Source organism: Streptomyces sp. NPDC111744, assembly GCF_055634995.1.
In genome coordinates, this window is sequence record NZ_JBVKCG010000005.1 from 1 (window position 1) to 16,946 (window position 16,946).

Genomic DNA, 16,946 nt, shown 5'->3' on the forward strand with positions numbered 1-16,946 from the left:
AGCCGGGTGACCGTCGCCGGGGAGAGCCCGGCCGCGCTGCCCAGGAACTGCTCCAGGGCGGGCACGAAGTCGCCGGAGGACAGGCCGTGCAGGTAGAGCAGCGGCAGCACCTCGCTGATCTTCGGGGACTTGCGGCACCACGGCGGCAGGATCGCCGAGGAGAACCGCTTGCGCTCGCCCGTCGCCTCATCGACGCGCTTGTCGTTCACCCGCGGCGCCTTCACCTCGACCACCCCGGCCGCCGTGGTCACCGTGCGCGGCTGGTGGTAGCCATTGCGCACGACCAGGCGGTGGCCCTTCTCGTCCCGCTTATCGGCCAACTCGGCTATGTATGCGTCGACTTCGGCCTCCAGCGCGGCGGCCAGCATCCGCCGTGCGCCCTCACGGACGATCTCGTCGATCAGAGAGGAGCCGTTGGCGGTGGTGCCGTCGGCGTTCACTACGCTGAGCACAGGCGTGCCCTCCCGACCCGCGCGGCAACGCGGGCCTACTCGATACCAGTCAATCGATCACTCGGGAAGGTACGCCCTCCGCGTGTGCCCTCCCGAGCCGATCCACAGGTAATGAGCATTGCTCCGGCCTGCGGGCTCTTCACCACGAGCAGCTCACGAAAGCCCTCGGCCGTCGCCGTCATCCGCAAGTCCACACCCGGAAGCACATCGGTGTAGACCGCGCTGGCGCCGTCCAGCGTGGGCTTCGGAAGCGCGCCCGGCCAGCCCAGCCGCAACGACTTGCCGCCCTGGGCGATGTCCACCAGTCCCGAGCCGTCACCGCCGCCGGAGAACGCCAGGTCCACCACGGCCGCCTTCGGCCCGACCGTACCGTCCGACCGGACCTCCAGGGTCGGGTCCGGGGACACCCACGACCCGTCGCCCTGGTGCACCCGCACCGGCACGGTCGACTGGTCCAACGTGAACGTCGTGCCGTCCGGATTGGCGTACGTCGTCTTGTACTCGGTCCGGTCGTCTGTGACCTCGACGGGAGAACCGCTCGCCACCGCTTTCTGCGAGGCGGCGGCCTCCGGCGAGAGAGAAGCCGTGCTGGCGGAACTGGCGTCCTGGCCGTCGGCGACGGCCGTGTGCGCGGCGCCCGTCGCGACAGGCTGAATCAACAAGACCGCCGCGGCCAACCACGCAAAATGCAACGGCCGCACACGTCTACCCCTCGAATCCCCCACAAGCCACCCCCGAGCACTTGACGAATCGATCACAAGCTCTTGGCGATCGAGAGCATGTCAATCAGGCGCCTGCGTGAGGTCAGCTTGCTCGGTACTGGGTTGGGCGTCGCGGAGGAGGGCCCGGTAGACCAGTCCGATAGACGGCGCCGGAGGGCACGAACGGTTTCGGTGTTGGTGTTCCCGGCCTCTCGTCGGCGCTTTAGGTAGGTGCGGGCGTCTGGGTGATAGTGCGCCTGCGTCACGCCGAGTACGGGCAGGTCAGCTACGAGCGAGTCAACCACCGCAACGGCTACCGCACGCACGAGTGGGACACGAGGGCCGGCACGGTGGAGCTGGCCATTCCCAAGCTCCGCTCCGGCAGCTGCTTCCCGCACTGGCTCCTTGAGCGGCGTCGCCGGGCCGAGCAGGCCCATTTCTCGGTGGTCGCCGCCGCCTACCCTGCTCGGTGTCTCCACCCGCCGAGTCGAAAAGCTCGCCGAGTCCCTCGGGGTGACCCAGCTGCCGAAGTCCTGATCAGAGCGAAGCACGCCGCCTCATCGACGCCTCTGCCCTCGCCCGCGTCCTGCTCGGCCAGAACACAAGCGAGTGGGACGACAGGATCGCCACCGGCCTCGTCGCGATCTGCGACATCACCGAACTCGAGGTCCTCTACTCCGCCCGCTCGGCTGCGGACCGCGCACGCCTGAAGGCGGCACTCGACGCCCACTACGTGTGGTGCCCCATGCCCGATGGTGTCTACCGCCCGCCACATTGGAGCTGCCTATCGTCTGGACGGCGCAGAAGACGCCAACACCCACGGCGGGTGAGCCGAGCAGCAGTTGGAGAGGCCCGGCAGACAGGACTGGAGTAGGACGCCAGCCAGGCCGCGCAACTACCTGCGGCGACATCCCGCGTCTGCGCAGCATCCTGTATGCCCACGAACGCCCACTGACAGGCATCACTGGAGCACTCTTCGCAACGGTCATAAGCACGGCTGGTGGCCACAGCGGCCAAGCCCGCCGTCTCGCAGAACTTATCGCCCAGCACGGCACGCCCATCCAGCGCCGCGCCTACGCCATTCGCCTGCACACCCTGGCCGAGCACGATCACGAACTCGCTTCCGCAACTGAGCTCGCCGCCCTCATCGACCCCGACGACAACTCCTGACAAGCACCCACCCCGCAGCCCCAACCCCAACCCGACCCGCAGCTGAGCGCGGCTCGCCCTTCCGCCGGCGGATAGCGCACGCTGGGCGATGGCAAGTCTGGCCGAACATACACAGCCCAGCTCCGGCAGCCACCCGCGAGATGACGCCCTGGGGTACACGGAGCCGCCGCAGGCTCGGTTGGATCAGAGGGTGCATCACCCAGTACCCCCGGCCTCGGTCTCCAGCCGGCGGAGTACTACAAGGTCGCGGTGCTCCATCGGGGCCGTTTTCAGTACGGGCCGTTTCCGGTGCAGCACTCCCGCCAGATGACCGTTGCATACCGGTCCTTCGACGAGCAGCGTCTCGAACGTGATCTTGCTCGGCTCAGCAGCACCGAACCCCACACATGGAACCTGCTGCCAGAGCACCCCAGAACGGGCGCAGCGGAGTCAGTTACACGCCTTTACCCAGACCCTTCGGCCTCAACACGGCCTCACGATCTTGAAATGAAGCCCTAGAGGCTCGGCGCAGACAGTCTACGGCAGCCACAATCGCTCGCATCGTCGCAGGTCAGAGAAGTCCCCCCCGTTATGTTTTCCGCGGTCCTGCAAGAGGGCCGCTGGCCTCCGGGCCCGGCATGACTGTTGCCCCCTGTCGAACAGATGACCTGGGGGGTGGTGTCACCGGGCCCGGGAGGTGCCGTCGGAGACGCTGATCAGAGGTCCGGCCACCACCCGGTCCGGCGCAATGCCGGACAGCTCGCGGGCGGCAGGTCTGCATAACGTGGATGCGCGCGTACGACACCACTGCCGAGGCCGGCACTGTCAACTCCCCTGGAAGGGCGCGATGTTCGACACCGAAGACGTGGGCGTGTTCCTCGGCCTGGACGTCGGCAAGACCTCTCACCACGGGCACGGCCTCACTCCGGCCGGGAAGAAGATCTTCGACAAGCCGCTGCCCAACAGCGAGCCGAAACTGCGGGCCGTGTTCGACAAACTGGCCGCGAAGTTCGGCACCGTCCTGGTGATCGTGGACCAGCCCGCCTCCATCGGAGCCCTCCCGCTGACCGTGGCCCGGGACACCGGCTGCAAGGTCGCCTACCTGCCCGGACTCGCGATGCGGCGGATCGCCGACCTCTACCCCGGTGAGGCGAAGACCGACGCGAAGGACGCTGCGGTCATCGCGGATGCGGCCCGCACCATGCCGCGTCCTGGGCCCCCCGCCTCGACCACCAGGCCGTCACCTGGCTCCTGGAGCGCTACGGCTCCCCCGCCGCACTGCGCAAAGCCGGCCGCCGCAGACTCGTCGAGCTCATCCGGCCCAAGGCCCCGCGCATGGCCCAGCGGCTGATCGACGACGTCTTCGACGCCCTCGACGAACAGACCGTCGTCGTGCCCGGCACCGGCACCCTCGACATCGTCGTGCCCTCCCTGGCCCGCTCGCTCGCGGCCGTCCACGAACAGCGCCGGGCGATGGAAGCCCAGATCAACACCCTGCTGGAGGCCCACCCTCTTTCCCCGGTCCTGACGTCGATGCCCGGTGTCGGCGTCAGGACCGCCGCCGTCCTGCTGGTCACCGTCGGCGACGGCACCAGCTTCCCCACCGCCGCCCACCTCGCCTCCTACGCCGGACTCGCCCCCACCACGAAGTCGTCGGGGACCTCGATCCACGGCGAACACGCACCCCGGGGCGGCAACCGGCAGCTCAAACGTGCCATGTTCCTGTCCGCCTTCGCCTGCATGAACGCCGATCCCGCCTCCCGCGCCTACTACGACAAGCAACGCGCCCGCGGCAAGACCCACACCCAGGCCCTCCTCCGCCTCGCCCGCCAACGCATCAGCGTCCTGTTCGCCATGCTCCGAGACGGCACCTTCTACGAATCCCGAACGCCTGCGGACGTCGAACTCGCCGCATGACTCCAGCAAGACCGAATTACCCCAAACCCGACAGGAGTGCCTTGACGAAGGACATAGAGGCACCCCCCCCCGAGCTGCACCGCGCCTCAAACCCACGAGCAGCGGATTCAGTCCGTTCATGCAAAGTTGACGATCCGACAGGACAAAATGAACGTTTCCGCAGGTCACAGCCCTGCGTTGGTGGGGCGGGTGGGACTCGAACCCACGGCCGACGGATTATGAGTCCGCTGCTCTAACCGGCTGAGCTACCGCCCCATAGCGGCGTGTCGCGTACAAGTGTGCGCGCCGTCTGCCGCAGCATAGCCGCTCATACGATCTCCTGCTTCGGATGGTCGGCTTCTGCGGACGCTCATGACCATGAGGACATCGGCGCAGGCCCAGCGGTTCCCGCGGACCCGGAACGGACATGAAAAAGGACCCCGCCAGGGGTCCTCGTTCAGCATGCTCCCCCGACTGGACTCGAACCAGTAACCTGCCGGTTAACAGCCGGCTGCTCTGCCAATTGAGCTACGGAGGACCGAGCTCCCCCGACTGGACTCGAACCAGTAACCTGCCGGTTAACAGCCGGCTGCTCTGCCAATTGAGCTACGGAGGAATGCCTCGTTGCATCGAACGTACCTACCTGGGTATTCGCCAGGGGGCGCCCGCTCGCTGCGACACATACATTAGCGCAAGCAGGGGGGTGCTCCGCCAATCGGTACTCCCCGACAAGACTCCCGCCGAGGGAAGGGTGGCCGCCATGCGCTACAAGCTCACGTTCGTCGCCGGGCTCGCTCTGGGTTACGTGCTGGGTACCAGGGCCGGGCGCGAGCGATACGAGCAGCTGAAGAAGTCCGCCCGCCAGGTCGCCCAGAACCCGGCGGTCCGCAACACCGCGGAGACGGCCGCCCAGCAGGGCCGCGTCTACGCGGGCAAGGCCTTCCACACGGTCAGCGAGAAGGTGGGCGACCGCATGCCCGACTCGGTGACCGCCCGGGTCCGCTCCCTGCGCGAGCGCAACACCAACGGCGCAGCGGCGGACGACTGGGGCAGGGGCAGCAGCGACACGTAGCGGTCGCCTTTCGGCGCCCGCGCGCGAACCCCAGGGGCGCGGGGCTGTGGTGAATTGCGGCCTCCGCCGCATGACGCGACCAGCCCCGACGCACCCGCACCACACGACCACGCGAACCCCAACCGCGCCCTCGGCCAAACCACGGCGGCGCGTGCGGCAGAATTTCGGGCATGGGGATAGTCGCCGGGTTGGACAGCTCACCGGATTTCACTCGCATCGTGGTCTGCGACACGGACACGGGTGCGGTGCTCCGCCAGGGATACGCACCGCACCCGGTCGACACGCCGGACGGCGCGGCGCGCCCCAGTGACGTCGACCCGCAGGCCTGGCTGCTCTCGCTCGGTGAGGCCGCCGGCGGCGGGCTCCTGGAGGGCGTGCAGGCCATCGGCGTGTCCGCGCAGCAGAACGCGCTGATCCCGCTGGACGCCCAGGGCAACACCGTGCGTCCGGCGATCGTCGGCGGTGACAGGCGCGCCCAGGTCGCGGCGGCCGATCTGATCGACGCGCTCGGCGGGCGGGAGGCCTGGGCGCAGGCGGTGGGGTCCGTGCCGCAGGCCGCGCAGCCCGTGACCAAGCTGCGCTGGCTGGCGAAGGCCGAGCCGGAGAACGCCCGGCGGACCGCCGTACTGCTGCAGGCCCATGACTGGCTGGTGTGGCAGTTGCTCGGGCGGCCGGCCAGAAGGACCACCGACCGCGGGGGCGCCTCCGGGACCGGCTACTGGTCGGCCGCCACCGGCGGCTACCGGCCCGACCTCGCCGAACTCGCCCTGGGCCACCAGGCCATGCTCCCCGAGGTGATCGGACCGTCCGACGCGGCCGGTACGACCCCGGAGGGGCTGCTGATCTCCGCGGGAACCGGCGAGACCATGGCCGCCGCCTTCGGGCTGGGGCTGGGCTTCGGCGACGCCGTGGTGTCCCTGGGCGCGTCCGGGTCCGTGATGGCCGTGCATCCGGAGGCGCTCGCCGACGCCTCCGGGATGATCACCTCGCTCGCCGACGCCACGGGGATGCATCTGCCGGTCGTGACCACCCTGAACGCCGTACGGACCCTGCGCGGGACCGCCGAGCTGCTCGGGCTTTCGGATCTGGAGAGCCTCTCCGACCTGGCGATGAAGTCGACGCCCGGCTCGCACGGGCTGGTCATGCTGCCCTATCTGGAGGGTGAGCGGACGCCGAACCTGCCGCACACCGCAGGGACGCTGGCCGGGCTGCGCCGGGAGTCCATGAAGGCCGAGCATCTCGCGCGGGCCGCCTTCGAGGGCATGCTGTGCGGGCTCGCCGACGCGCTGGACGTGCTGCGCGGCCGGGGCGTGGAGGTACGGCGGATCTTCCTGCTGGGGAAGGCCGCCGAGCTGCCGGCCGTACAGGCGGCGGCGCCGATGCTGTTCGGCGCGCAGGTCGTCGTACCGCAGCCGGCGGACTACGCGGCGATCGGCGCGGCCCGGCAGGCGGCCTGGGCACTCGGGGTCTCGCAGGGGACCGTGGATCCGCGCACTCCGCCCGTCTGGCAGGGTGCGGCGGCGCAGGTGCTGGAGCCCGGGGAGGAACTGGCCGTCGGGCAGGCGGTGCGGCAGCAGTTCATGTCGGTGCGCGAACAGACCCATCCGGGGGCGTTTCGGGCGTGATCGTGCACCCCCCGGTGCCGTAAGACTTCCGCTGTCGGGTTAATCGGTTGAGGTAACGCGGGTGCAGTGTCGGACGATAGGGGCCTAGGGCAAGCGACACCGCCCGATCGGGCAAGCGAACCCGCCCCCACCGCCGACTCCGAGAGACGTAGCGTGCTCATACGACTTCTGCGGACCTATCTCAGGCCCTACAGGAAACCCATCTCGATCCTGGTGCTGCTGCAGCTGCTGCAGACCTGCGCCACTCTCTACCTGCCCACGCTCAACGCACACATCATCGACAACGGCGTCGTGAAGGGTGACACGGATTACATCCTGTCCTTCGGCGCCCTGATGATCGGCATCTCCCTGGCCCAGGTGGTGTGCAACATCGGTGCCGTCTACTACGGCGCCAGGACCGCGTCGGCACTCGGCCGGGATGTGCGGGCCGCCGTCTTCGACCGGGTGCAGTCCTTCTCCTCACGTGAGGTGGGTCACTTCGGAGCGCCCTCCCTCATCACCCGTACGACCAACGACGTTCAGCAGGTCCAGATGCTGGTCCTGATGACGTTCACGCTGATGGTGTCGGCGCCCATCATGTGTGTCGGCGGCATCGTGCTCGCCCTCGGCCTGGACGTTCCGCTGTCCGGGGTGCTGGTCGCCGTCGTCCCGGTGCTGGCCGTCTCCGTGGCCCTGATCGTGCGCCGGCTGCGTCCGCTGTTCCGGGCCATGCAGGTGCGGCTGGACACCGTGAACCGGGTGCTGCGCGAGCAGATCACCGGCAACCGGGTGATCCGCGCGTTCGTCCGCGACGAGTACGAGCAGGGCCGGTTCGGGAAGGCCAACAAGGACCTGACCGAGATGCAGCTGGCCACCGGCAACATGCTCGCGCTGATGTTCCCCATCGTCATGACGACGGTGAACGTCTCCTCGATCGCGGTGGTGTGGTTCGGCGCCCACCGCATCGACAGCGGTGACATGGCGATCGGCGATCTGACGGCGTTCCTCGCCTATCTGATGCAGATCGTGATGTCCGTGATGATGGCCACCTTCATGTTCATGATGGTGCCGCGCGCGGAGGTCTGTGCCGAGCGCATCGAGGAGGTCCTGGACACCGAGTCCAGCGTCGTGCCGCCGATCGCGCCAGTCGTCGAGCTACGCCGGCACGGGCACCTGGAGATCCGGGGCGCGGGCTTCCGCTATCCGGGTGCCGAGGAGCCGGTGCTCAGGGCCGTCGACCTGGTGGCCCGGCCCGGCGAGGTGACCGCCGTGATCGGCTCCACCGGCAGCGGCAAGTCCACCCTGCTCGGCCTGGTGCCGCGCCTCTTCGACGCCACGGACGGCTCTGTCCTCGTGGACGGCGAGGAGGTCTCCGGGCTCGACCCGAAGCTGCTCGCCAAGACGGTGGGCCTGGTGCCGCAGAAGCCGTACCTGTTCGCGGGGACGGTCGCGACCAACCTGCGGTACGGCAACCCGGACGCCACCGACGAGGAGCTGTGGCACGCGCTGGAGGTGGCGCAGGCCAAGGGCTTCGTGGAGAGGCTGGAGGGGGGGCTCAACGCGCCCATCGCCCAGGGCGGAACGAACGTCTCGGGCGGCCAGCGCCAGCGTCTCGCCATCGCCCGCACACTGGTGCAGCGCCCGGAGATCTACCTCTTCGACGACTCCTTCTCCGCCCTCGACTACGCGACCGACGCCGCCCTGCGCGCCGCGCTCGCCCAGGAGACGGCCGAGGCGACCGTCGTCATCGTCGCCCAGCGGGTGGCGACCATCAGAGACGCCGACCGGATCGTCGTACTCGACGAGGGCCGTGTCGTCGGCGTCGGCCGGCATCACGAACTCATGGCCGGCAACGAGACCTACCGGGAGATCGTGCTCTCCCAACTGACGGAAGCGGAGGCTGCCTGATGGCCGGGCCCATGGGACGCATGATGGCCGGGGGCGGCCCCGACCAGCGCTCGATGGACTTCAAGAACTCGGGCAAACGGCTTCTCGCCCGGTTCAAACCCGAGCAGTTCACCATCTATGTGCTGCTGTTCTGCGTGGTCGCGAGCGTCACCCTCAGCGTGATCGGCCCCAAGATCCTCGGCCGCGCCACCGACCTGGTCTTCGCCGGTGTCATCGGCAAGCAGATGCCGGCCGGGGCCACCAAGGACCAGGTGCTCCAGTCCATGCACGAGCGGGGCCAGGGCACCGTCGCCGACATGCTCAAGAGCACCGACTTCACTCCGGGCAAGGGCATCGACTTCGGCCAGGTCGGCGACGTCCTGCTGTTCGCGCTCTGCACCTACGTCGCCGCCGGCCTGCTGATGGCGGTGGCCACCCGGCTGGTCAACCGGTCCGTCAACCGCACGATGTACCGGCTGCGCGAGGACGTCCAGGGGAAGCTGTCCCGGCTCCCGCTGTCGTACTTCGACAAGCGGCAGCGCGGCGAGGTGCTCTCCCGGGCGACCAACGACATCGACAACATCGGCCAGACGCTCCAGCAGTCGATGGGTCAGCTCATCAACTCGCTGCTCACCATCATCGGTGTGCTCGCGGTGATGTTCTGGGTGTCCTGGCTGCTGGCGCTGGTGGCCCTGGCGACCGTGCCGCTGTCGTTCCTGATCGCCACCCGGATCGGCAAGCGCTCGCAGCCGCACTTCGTGCAGCAGTGGCGCACCACCGGCAAGCTGAACGCCCATGTGGAGGAGATGTACACCGGGCACACCCTGGTGAAGGTCTTCGGCCGGCAGGACGAGTCGGCGCAGCAGTTCGCCGAGCAGAACGACGCGCTGTACGAGGCCGGGTTCCGGGCGCAGTTCAACAGCGGTGTGATGCAACCGCTGATGATGTTCGTGTCGAACCTGAACTATGTGCTGGTGGCGGTCGTCGGCGGTCTGCGGGTGGCCTCGGGTGCGCTGTCGATCGGTGACGTGCAGGCGTTCATCCAGTACTCCCGGCAGTTCTCGATGCCGCTGACCCAGGTCGCCTCGATGGCCAACCTGGTGCAGTCGGGTGTCGCGTCGGCCGAGCGGATCTTCGAACTCCTCGACGCGGAGGAGCAGGAGGCCGACCCGGTGCCGGGCGAGCGTCCGGCGGAGCTGCGCGGTCGGGTGGCGCTGGAGCACGTCTCGTTCCGGTACGACCCGGAGAAGCCGCTCATCGAGGACCTCTCGCTGACGGTTGAACCGGGCCACACGGTGGCGATCGTCGGCCCGACCGGCGCCGGCAAGACCACCCTGGTGAACCTGCTGATGCGGTTCTACGACGTCTCAGGCGGCCGGATCACCCTCGACGGCGTCGACATCGCCCGGATGTCCCGTGACGAACTGCGGGCAGGGATCGGCATGGTGCTCCAGGACACCTGGCTGTTCGGCGGCACCATCGCGGAGAACATCGCGTACGGCGCCTCGCGCGAGGTCACCCGGGGCGAGATCGAGGAGGCGGCGCGGGCGGCCCACGCCGACCGGTTCGTCCGTACCCTCCCCGAGGGTTACGACACGGTGATCGACGACGAGGGCACGGGTGTCAGCGCGGGTGAGAAGCAGCTCATCACCATCGCGCGGGCGTTCCTGTCCGACCCGACGATCCTGGTCCTCGACGAGGCGACGTCCTCGGTCGACACCCGCACCGAGGTGCTGATCCAGAAGGCGATGGCCAAGCTGGCCCACGGGCGCACCTCGTTCGTCATCGCCCACCGGCTGTCGACGATCCGTGACGCCGACACCATCCTGGTGATGGAGAACGGCTCGATCGTCGAGCAGGGCGCGCACACCGAGCTGCTGGCGGCGGACGGGGCGTACGCGCGGCTGTACAAGGCGCAGTTCGCGCAGGCGGTGGCCGAGGTGGACTGACCGGGAGGGGGCCGCCGGCGGGCGGCCCCCTTTCAGTCCAGGTAGCCCCGCAGTTGGTCGGCGAAGGCGTGGTCCCGCAGTTTGTTCAGGGTCTTGGACTCGATCTGGCGGATCCGTTCCCGCGTGACGCCGAAGATCCGGCCTATCTCCTCCAGCGTGCGCGGACGCCCGTCGGCGAGCCCGTACCGCAGTTGTACGACCTTCCGCTCCCGCTCCCCCAGCGTCGACAGCACCGCCTCCAGGTGCTCCCGCAGGAGCAGGAACGCGGCCGACTCCACGGGGCTCGCCGCGTCGCCGTCCTCGATGAGGTCGCCGAGGGCCACGTCGTCCTCCTCACCGACCGGGGCGTGGAGGGAGACCGGTTCCTGGGCGAGGCGGAGCACCTCGCCGACCCGCTCCGGCGCGAGGTCGAGGTGGGCGGCGACCTCCTCGGGCGTAGGCTCGTAGCCCCGCTCCTGGAGTATCCGGCGCTGGACGCGCACCACCCGGTTGATGAGCTCCACTACATGCACCGGGACGCGGATGGTGCGGGCCTGGTCGGCCAGGGCGCGGGACATGGCCTGGCGGATCCACCAGGTGGCGTACGTCGAGAACTTGTAGCCGCGGGCGTAGTCGAACTTCTCGACGGCGCGGATCAGGCCCAGGTTTCCCTCCTGGACCAGGTCGAGCATGGTCAGGCCGCGGCCGACGTACCGCTTGGCCACCGACACGACGAGCCGCAGGTTGGCCTCGATGAGGCGGCGCTTGGCCATGCGGCCCATGACGACCAGCCGGTCGAGGTCGAGGGCCAGCTCGCTGTCGAGGTCCGGGGCGCTGCCCAGCTTCTCCTCGGCGAACAGACCGGCCTCGACGCGACGGGCGAGTTCGACCTCCTGGGCGGCGGTGAGCAGCGGGATACGGCCGATCTCGCGCAGGTACTGCCGGAACAGGTCGGAGGAGGGGCTGCCGTTGTCGACGCGGGCGACGGCGGCCGGCTCGGGCTCCGGCTCGGTCTCGGGCTCGGTCTCCGGGATGTCGGCCGCGAGTTCCGCCACGGCCGGGCCCTCGGCCTGCGCAGGCAGCTCGGTCTCCGTCTCGGGGTGGAGCGCGACCCGGCTCTGCGGTGGTAGGCCGGGGTAGATGTCGGCGTCGGCCTCCGGTTCGTCCGTGAGCGTGCTGTCGGTCTGGGTCAGGGTCTGGGTCTGCACGGGGGCGACCTCCAGGATGATCGCTGCCAGGGGTACGGCAGCGGTACTTCGGGAGCGGAGACGACGGCCTCGCCGCTGTCCGTCCCGTACGCGATGAGTGGAACGGCGGGGGTGTGGGACCCGTCCGGGACGGGCCGGCCGCGCTCCGAGGACTCAGGCACCGCACCCCAGTGTGGGGTAAGACACATCGCTGCCACGAGGGGCGTGCGGTGACTTTTTGCGTCCGGTCCGTGACCGCGTGGTTATCCTGTCGGCCGCTCGAAGCTCACAGGGCGGCGACGCCGCGCTCGCGCAGCGCCTGACCGTACTGCTGGAGCACCCACAACTCGTTCTGCACGGCTGCGAGTTGGGCCGGGTCGCCGGTGCTGCCGAGGCGGGTGAGGGTGATCTGGATCTCGTGGATCCGGCGGTCCACGGCCCGGCGGCGGACGGTCACGAGTTGCTCGCCCGCGTAGTTCTCGTCGACGGTGCGGCGCATGATCGCCTCGACGGCGAGCTCGGTGACCATCGCGCGGACCGCGTCGTCGGGCGCCGCCTCACGCACCCGGACCAGGTACTCCTGCGGATCCTGGACGCCCCACTCGCAGCCGCCCGCCTCCATGATGGTCTGGCGCACGGCGGCGTAGGGCGGGGCGGTGAACTCGTCGATGCCGTACGCGTCGAAGGCCGGGGAGACCAACTCGGGCCGCTGGAGAGCGAGTTTCAGCAGCTCGCGCTCGGTGGCGTAGACGGCGTTGCGCAGATTGAGGGCGGGTCCTGAGACGGCCGGGCGCGAGGCGCCGGTGTCGTACGACGGCTGCTGCGGGCCACGGGCCGGGGCGGATCCCCTGCCGCCCTTGTCCCGTGCCCAACGGGCCAGCTGGGCCACCCTCTTCACCACGAACTGGGTGTCGAGGATGCCGAGCATGCCGGCCAGTTCGACGGCGACCTCGTGCTGGGCGCCGCTGTTCTTGATCCGGGCGACGATCGGCGCGGCCTCGTCCAGGGCGGCCGCGCGGCCCGCCGGGGTGTCCAGGTCGTAGCGGGCCACGATCTGGCGGAGCGCGAACTCGAAGAGCGGGGTGCGCGGTTCGGTGAGGTCGACGACCGCCTCGTCACCCTTGGCCAGGCGCAGCTCGCAGGGGTCCATGCCGTCCGGGGCGATGGCGATGTACGTCTCGGCGGCGAACTTCTGGTCGTCCTCGAAGGCGCGCAGGGCGGCCTTCTGCCCGGCCGCGTCCCCGTCGAAGGTGAAGATCACCCGGGCGCTGCCGTTGTCCATCAGCAGCCGGCGGAGGATCTTGATGTGCTCGCCGCCGAAGGCCGTACCGCAGGTGGCGATCGCGGTCGTCACCCCGGCCAGATGGCAGGCCATGACGTCCGTGTAGCCCTCGACCACGACCGCGCGGCTGGCCTTGGCGATGCTCTGCTTGGCGAGGTCGATGCCGTACAGGACCTGGGACTTCCTGTAGATCGCGGTGTCGGGCGTATTGAGGTACTTGGGCCCGTTGTCCGCCTCGTACAGCTTGCGGGCGCCGAAGCCGACGACCTCGCCGCCGATGTCCCGGATCGGCCACATGAGGCGGCCGCGGAAGCGGTCGATGGGGCCGCGCCGACCCTCCTGCGACAGCCCGGAGAGCAGCAGTTCCTTGTCGGTGAAGCCCTGGCCGCGCAGATAGCGGGTGAGGTGGTCCCAGCCCTGGGGGCTGTAGCCGACGCCGAAGTGGACGGCGGCGGCCTGGTCGAAGCCGCGCTCGGCGAGGAAGACCCGGCCGGTCTCGGCCTCGGGGCTGGTGGCGAGCTGTTCCGCGTACCAGACGGCGGCGATCTTGTGCGCCTCGACCAGCCGGATCCGCTCGCCGCGCTGGTGGGAGGGGTTGTATCCGCCCTCCTCGTAACGCAGGGTGATACCGGCCAGCCCGGCCAGCCGCTCGACCGCCTCCGAGAAGGAGAGGTGGTCCACCTTCATCACGAAGGTGATGGTGTCGCCGCCCTCCTGGCAGCCGAAGCAGTGGAAGAGTCCCTTGCTCGGGCTGACCTGGAAGGACGGCGACTTCTCGTCGTGGAACGGGCAGAGTCCCTTGAGGTTCCCGCCGCCCGCGTTGCGCAGCTGGAGGTACTCGGACACAACGGCGTCGATCGGGACCGCGTCCCGTACCGCCTTCACATCCTCGTCATTGATCCGTCCTGCCACGGATGAATCCTACGGGGGTGATGTGACAGTCCCCGCGCCCGACGAGGTCAGGACAGCAGACTCTCGAGGGCCGCCTTCGGGTCCGCCAGGGCGTCCGTGTCCACGGCCGCCCGCGAAGCGATCAGTTTCTGGATCGGCTCTGTGACATCCCACACGTTCACATTCATCCCGGCCAGCACCCTCCCCTCCTTCACCCAGAACGCGATGAACTCCCGCTTCCCCGCGTCCCCCCGGATGACGACCTCGTCGTACGACCCGGGCGGCGCCCACCCGCTGTACTCCATCCCGAGGTCGTACTGGTCGGAGAAGAAGTAGGGCACCCGGTCGTAGTTCACGTCCCGGCCCAGCATCGAGCGGGCCGCCGCCGGGCCGCCGTTCAGAGCGTTGGCCCAGTGCTCCACCCGGAGCCGCGTGCCGAACAGGGCGTGCGGGAAGGAGACGACGTCACCGGCCGCGTAGATGTCGGGGTCGGACGTCCGCAGCCGTTCGTCCACGACGATGCCGCCGCCCTGCGCCCGGTCGGCGATCTCCAGCCCCGCCGCCTCGGCGAGGCCGACGCGCGGCGCCGCGCCGATCGCCGCGAGGACGTCGTGCGCCGGGTGCTCCTCGCCGTCGTCCGTGCGGGCGGCGAGGACCATGCCGTCCTGGCCGACGATCTCGGTGAGCCGTACCCCGAAGCGGAACCGGACCCCGTGCTCCTGGTGCAGCCGGGCGAAGACATTGCCGAGTTCCGGTCCGAGGACGCCGTGCAGCGGGGTCGGCTCGGGTTCGATGACGGTGACCTCGGCGCCGTACGTCCGTGCCGCCGCCGCGACCTCCAGGCCGATCCAGCCGGCGCCCGCGATGACGATGTGCCCGTTGTCCCGGCCGAGGGAGGCGAGGACGCCCTTGAGGCGCTCGGCGTGCGCGAGGCGGCGCAGATGGTGGACGCCGGCGAGGTCGGTGCCGGGGATGTCGAGGCGGCGGGGCTCGGCGCCGGTGACGAGCAGCAGCTTGTCGTAGCGGACGATCGTGCCGTCGTCGCCGAAGCGGACGGTCCGGGCGGCGCGGTCGATCCGGTCCACGGTCTGGCCGAGGTGCAGTTCGATGTCGTTTCGCGCGTACCAGGCGGGCTCGTGCACGAAGACGCTGTCGCGCTCCTCCTTGCCGAGCAGATAGCCCTTGGAGAGCGGCGGCCGCTCGTACGGGTGGTCGCGTTCGTCGCAGACCAGTATCACCCGGCCGCTGAAACCCTCCGCTCGGAGCGTCTCGGCCGCCTTGGCGCCGGCGAGTCCGCCACCGACGATGACGAAGGTCTGGTCCGCGTCGACCACTTGATGCCTCCTCGTAAGGGTGCCGCCACATATGCCGCCCACATGCGCCAGCACTGTGAGCCTCCCGCACGCAGCGTGATGCGGGAAGAGGGAGTGCCCCCTGGTGGCCCGATCATGACCCGATCAGGCCACGGAGGGTCACAAAGTGTTCACATATGCCCCGTCAGCCTCGCATGCAACGACCGTGCGGAGGCGTCGGTGAGCGAGGCGATCTGATCGACGATCACGCGTTTGCGGGCGTGGTCGTCGGCCGCCGTGTCGAACAGCGCCTTGAACTGCGGGTCGAGACCGTCCGGGGCACGGCGGGTCAGCGCCTCGGCGAGCTCGGCGACGACGACCCGCTGTTCGGCACGGATCCGCTCCTGCTCGGCACGCTGCATGACATAACGGTGAGCGATCGCCTTCAGCACCGCGCACTCCATCCGGGCCTCGCGCGGTACGACGAGTTCGGCGCCGTAGCGGGTGAGCCGTCCGGTGCCGTACGTCTCGCGCGTGGCGGCCTCCGCGGCCAGGCAGAAGCGGCCGATGAGCTGGCTGGTGGCGTCCTTGAGACGGGCCTGGGCGACCGCCGTGCCGTCGTAGCCGTGCGGCCACCACTCCTCGTCCTGGAGCCGGTCGAGGGCGGCGGCGAGTTCGGCGGGGTCGGTGCCGGCCGGCACGTATCTGCCGACGGCGACCGCGTAGACCTCCTGCCGTTCCGGCTCGGCGTGCAGGCAGTTGGGGTCGATGTGACCGGCGTGCAGTCCGTCCTCGACGTCGTGCACGGAGTAGGCGACGTCGTCGGACCAGTCCATGACCTGCGCCTCGAAGCAGGTACGGCTGCCGGGGGCCTCCTTGCGGACCCAGTCGAACACCGGACGGTCGTCCTCGTACACCCCGAACTTCGGGGACGCCGGGTCGGTGGGGTGCGCGCCGCGCGGCCACGGGTACTTGGTGGCCGCGTCCAGGGCGGCGCGGGTGAGGTTGAGGCCGACGGAGCCCTCGGGGGTGAACCGTTTGGGTTCGATACGGGTGAGGAGCCGCAGGGACTGGGCATTGCCCTCGAAACCGCCGCAGTCGTCCGCGAACGCGTTCAGCGCCTGTTCGCCGTTGTGGCCGAAGGGCGGGTGGCCGAGGTCGTGGGAGAGACAGGCGGCCTCGACGAGGTCGGGGTCACAGCCGAGGGCAGCGCCCAGCTCCCGGCCGACCTGGGCGCATTCCAGTGAGTGGGTGAGGCGGGTGCGGGGGCTGGCGTCCCACATCTGGCTGGGGTTGCCGGGGGTGACGACCTGGGTCTTGCCGGCGAGCCTGCGGAGCGCCCCGCTGTGCAGGACGCGGGCACGGTCGCGCTGGAAGGCGGTGCGGCCGGGGCGTTTGTCGGGTTCGGGGGCCCAGCGGTCGGCTGACGCCGGGTCGTAGGCCGAGGAAGGGGCGGGTGCGGGGACTGCCATGGTTCGACAGTACGGGGCGATAGTGACAAACGGGGGGTTCAGGTCGCCCAGTCACGGGGTGGGTTGGGCCCGGTGCGCGAGTGCGGATGTGTGGGGGCTGGTCGCGCCCACGCGGCGGAGCCGCATGTCGGAT

The 16,946-nt window shown here is 69.7% G+C and carries 10 protein-coding genes, 3 tRNA genes and 2 pseudogenes; 6 read left to right on the forward strand and 9 right to left on the reverse strand.

Annotated elements, in window-relative coordinates; translation table 11 throughout:
* Together ACZ7OO_RS12730 and ACZ7OO_RS12735 are read right to left on the reverse strand one after the other, a co-directional pair.
* On the reverse strand, positions 1-452 hold a 452-nt coding region (locus ACZ7OO_RS12730), incomplete at its 3' end, for a transposase (protein WP_471504282.1).
* A 35-nt stretch (positions 453-487) separates the two neighbouring features.
* Positions 488-1,153: a hypothetical protein gene (locus ACZ7OO_RS12735; protein ID WP_471504283.1), complete on the reverse strand. Its 666-nt coding sequence runs from the start codon at positions 1,151-1,153 to the stop codon at positions 488-490.
* Positions 1,154-1,419: 266 nt separating this feature from the next.
* On the opposite strand from ACZ7OO_RS12735, the pseudogene ACZ7OO_RS12740 reads away from it, so the two are divergent.
* Both ACZ7OO_RS12740 and ACZ7OO_RS12745 read left to right on the forward strand, forming a co-directional pair.
* Positions 1,420-1,687: pseudogene (locus tag ACZ7OO_RS12740) on the forward strand (transposase); the annotation flags it as partial.
* 1,462 nt (positions 1,688-3,149) lie between these two features.
* Positions 3,150-4,219, forward strand: a pseudogene (locus ACZ7OO_RS12745) (IS110 family RNA-guided transposase).
* A 178-nt stretch (positions 4,220-4,397) separates the two neighbouring features.
* Here ACZ7OO_RS12745 and ACZ7OO_RS12750 read toward each other — a convergent pair.
* From ACZ7OO_RS12750 to ACZ7OO_RS12760, 3 genes are all read right to left on the reverse strand, one after another.
* Positions 4,398-4,474, reverse strand: a tRNA-Ile gene (locus ACZ7OO_RS12750).
* 189 nt (positions 4,475-4,663) lie between these two features.
* Positions 4,664-4,736: transfer RNA gene (locus ACZ7OO_RS12755), tRNA-Asn, on the reverse strand.
* Positions 4,737-4,741: 5 nt separating this feature from the next.
* A tRNA-Asn gene (locus ACZ7OO_RS12760) sits at positions 4,742-4,814 on the reverse strand.
* Between the two features lie 144 nt (positions 4,815-4,958).
* On the opposite strand from ACZ7OO_RS12760, the gene ACZ7OO_RS12765 reads away from it, so the two are divergent.
* The 4 genes from ACZ7OO_RS12765 to ACZ7OO_RS12780 all read left to right on the forward strand — a co-directional run bounded on the left by ACZ7OO_RS12765 (position 4,959) and on the right by ACZ7OO_RS12780 (position 10,710).
* A complete protein-coding gene (locus ACZ7OO_RS12765; RefSeq protein WP_352218771.1) occupies positions 4,959-5,270 on the forward strand; it encodes a YtxH domain-containing protein in 312 nt (103 codons plus the stop codon).
* 170 nt (positions 5,271-5,440) lie between these two features.
* The gene (locus ACZ7OO_RS12770; protein ID WP_471504285.1) at positions 5,441-6,895 is read left to right on the forward strand and encodes an FGGY family carbohydrate kinase; all 1,455 of its coding nucleotides are present in this window, start codon (positions 5,441-5,443) and stop codon (positions 6,893-6,895) included.
* Positions 6,896-7,048: 153 nt separating this feature from the next.
* A complete protein-coding gene (locus ACZ7OO_RS12775; protein WP_471504286.1) occupies positions 7,049-8,782 on the forward strand; it encodes an ABC transporter ATP-binding protein in 1,734 nt (577 codons plus the stop codon).
* Complete coding sequence (locus tag ACZ7OO_RS12780; RefSeq protein WP_471504287.1) at positions 8,782-10,710, forward strand: ABC transporter ATP-binding protein; 1,929 nt, start codon at positions 8,782-8,784, stop codon at positions 10,708-10,710. Before ACZ7OO_RS12775 ends, ACZ7OO_RS12780 begins: the two co-directional genes overlap by 1 nt.
* Positions 10,711-10,742: 32 nt before the next feature.
* On the opposite strand, the gene ACZ7OO_RS12785 is transcribed toward ACZ7OO_RS12780, so the two are convergent.
* The 4 genes from ACZ7OO_RS12785 to ACZ7OO_RS12800 form a co-directional block, all read right to left on the reverse strand.
* Positions 10,743-11,927, reverse strand: a complete 1,185-nt coding sequence (locus tag ACZ7OO_RS12785) for an RNA polymerase sigma factor (protein WP_471504910.1) — start codon at positions 11,925-11,927, stop codon at positions 10,743-10,745.
* Between the two features lie 235 nt (positions 11,928-12,162).
* Positions 12,163-14,070 carry a DNA primase gene (gene dnaG / locus ACZ7OO_RS12790; RefSeq protein WP_471504289.1) on the reverse strand — a complete coding sequence of 636 codons (1,908 nt, stop codon included), beginning with the start codon at positions 14,068-14,070 and terminating at the stop codon, positions 12,163-12,165.
* Positions 14,071-14,117: 47 nt separating this feature from the next.
* Positions 14,118-15,383 carry an NAD(P)/FAD-dependent oxidoreductase gene (locus ACZ7OO_RS12795; RefSeq protein WP_471504290.1) on the reverse strand — a complete coding sequence of 422 codons (1,266 nt, stop codon included), beginning with the start codon at positions 15,381-15,383 and terminating at the stop codon, positions 14,118-14,120.
* A gap of 149 nt (positions 15,384-15,532) precedes the next feature.
* Entirely contained in the window at positions 15,533-16,813 is a 1,281-nt protein-coding gene (locus ACZ7OO_RS12800; protein WP_471504291.1) for a deoxyguanosinetriphosphate triphosphohydrolase, read from the reverse strand.
* Between the last annotated feature and the right edge of the window lie 133 nt (positions 16,814-16,946).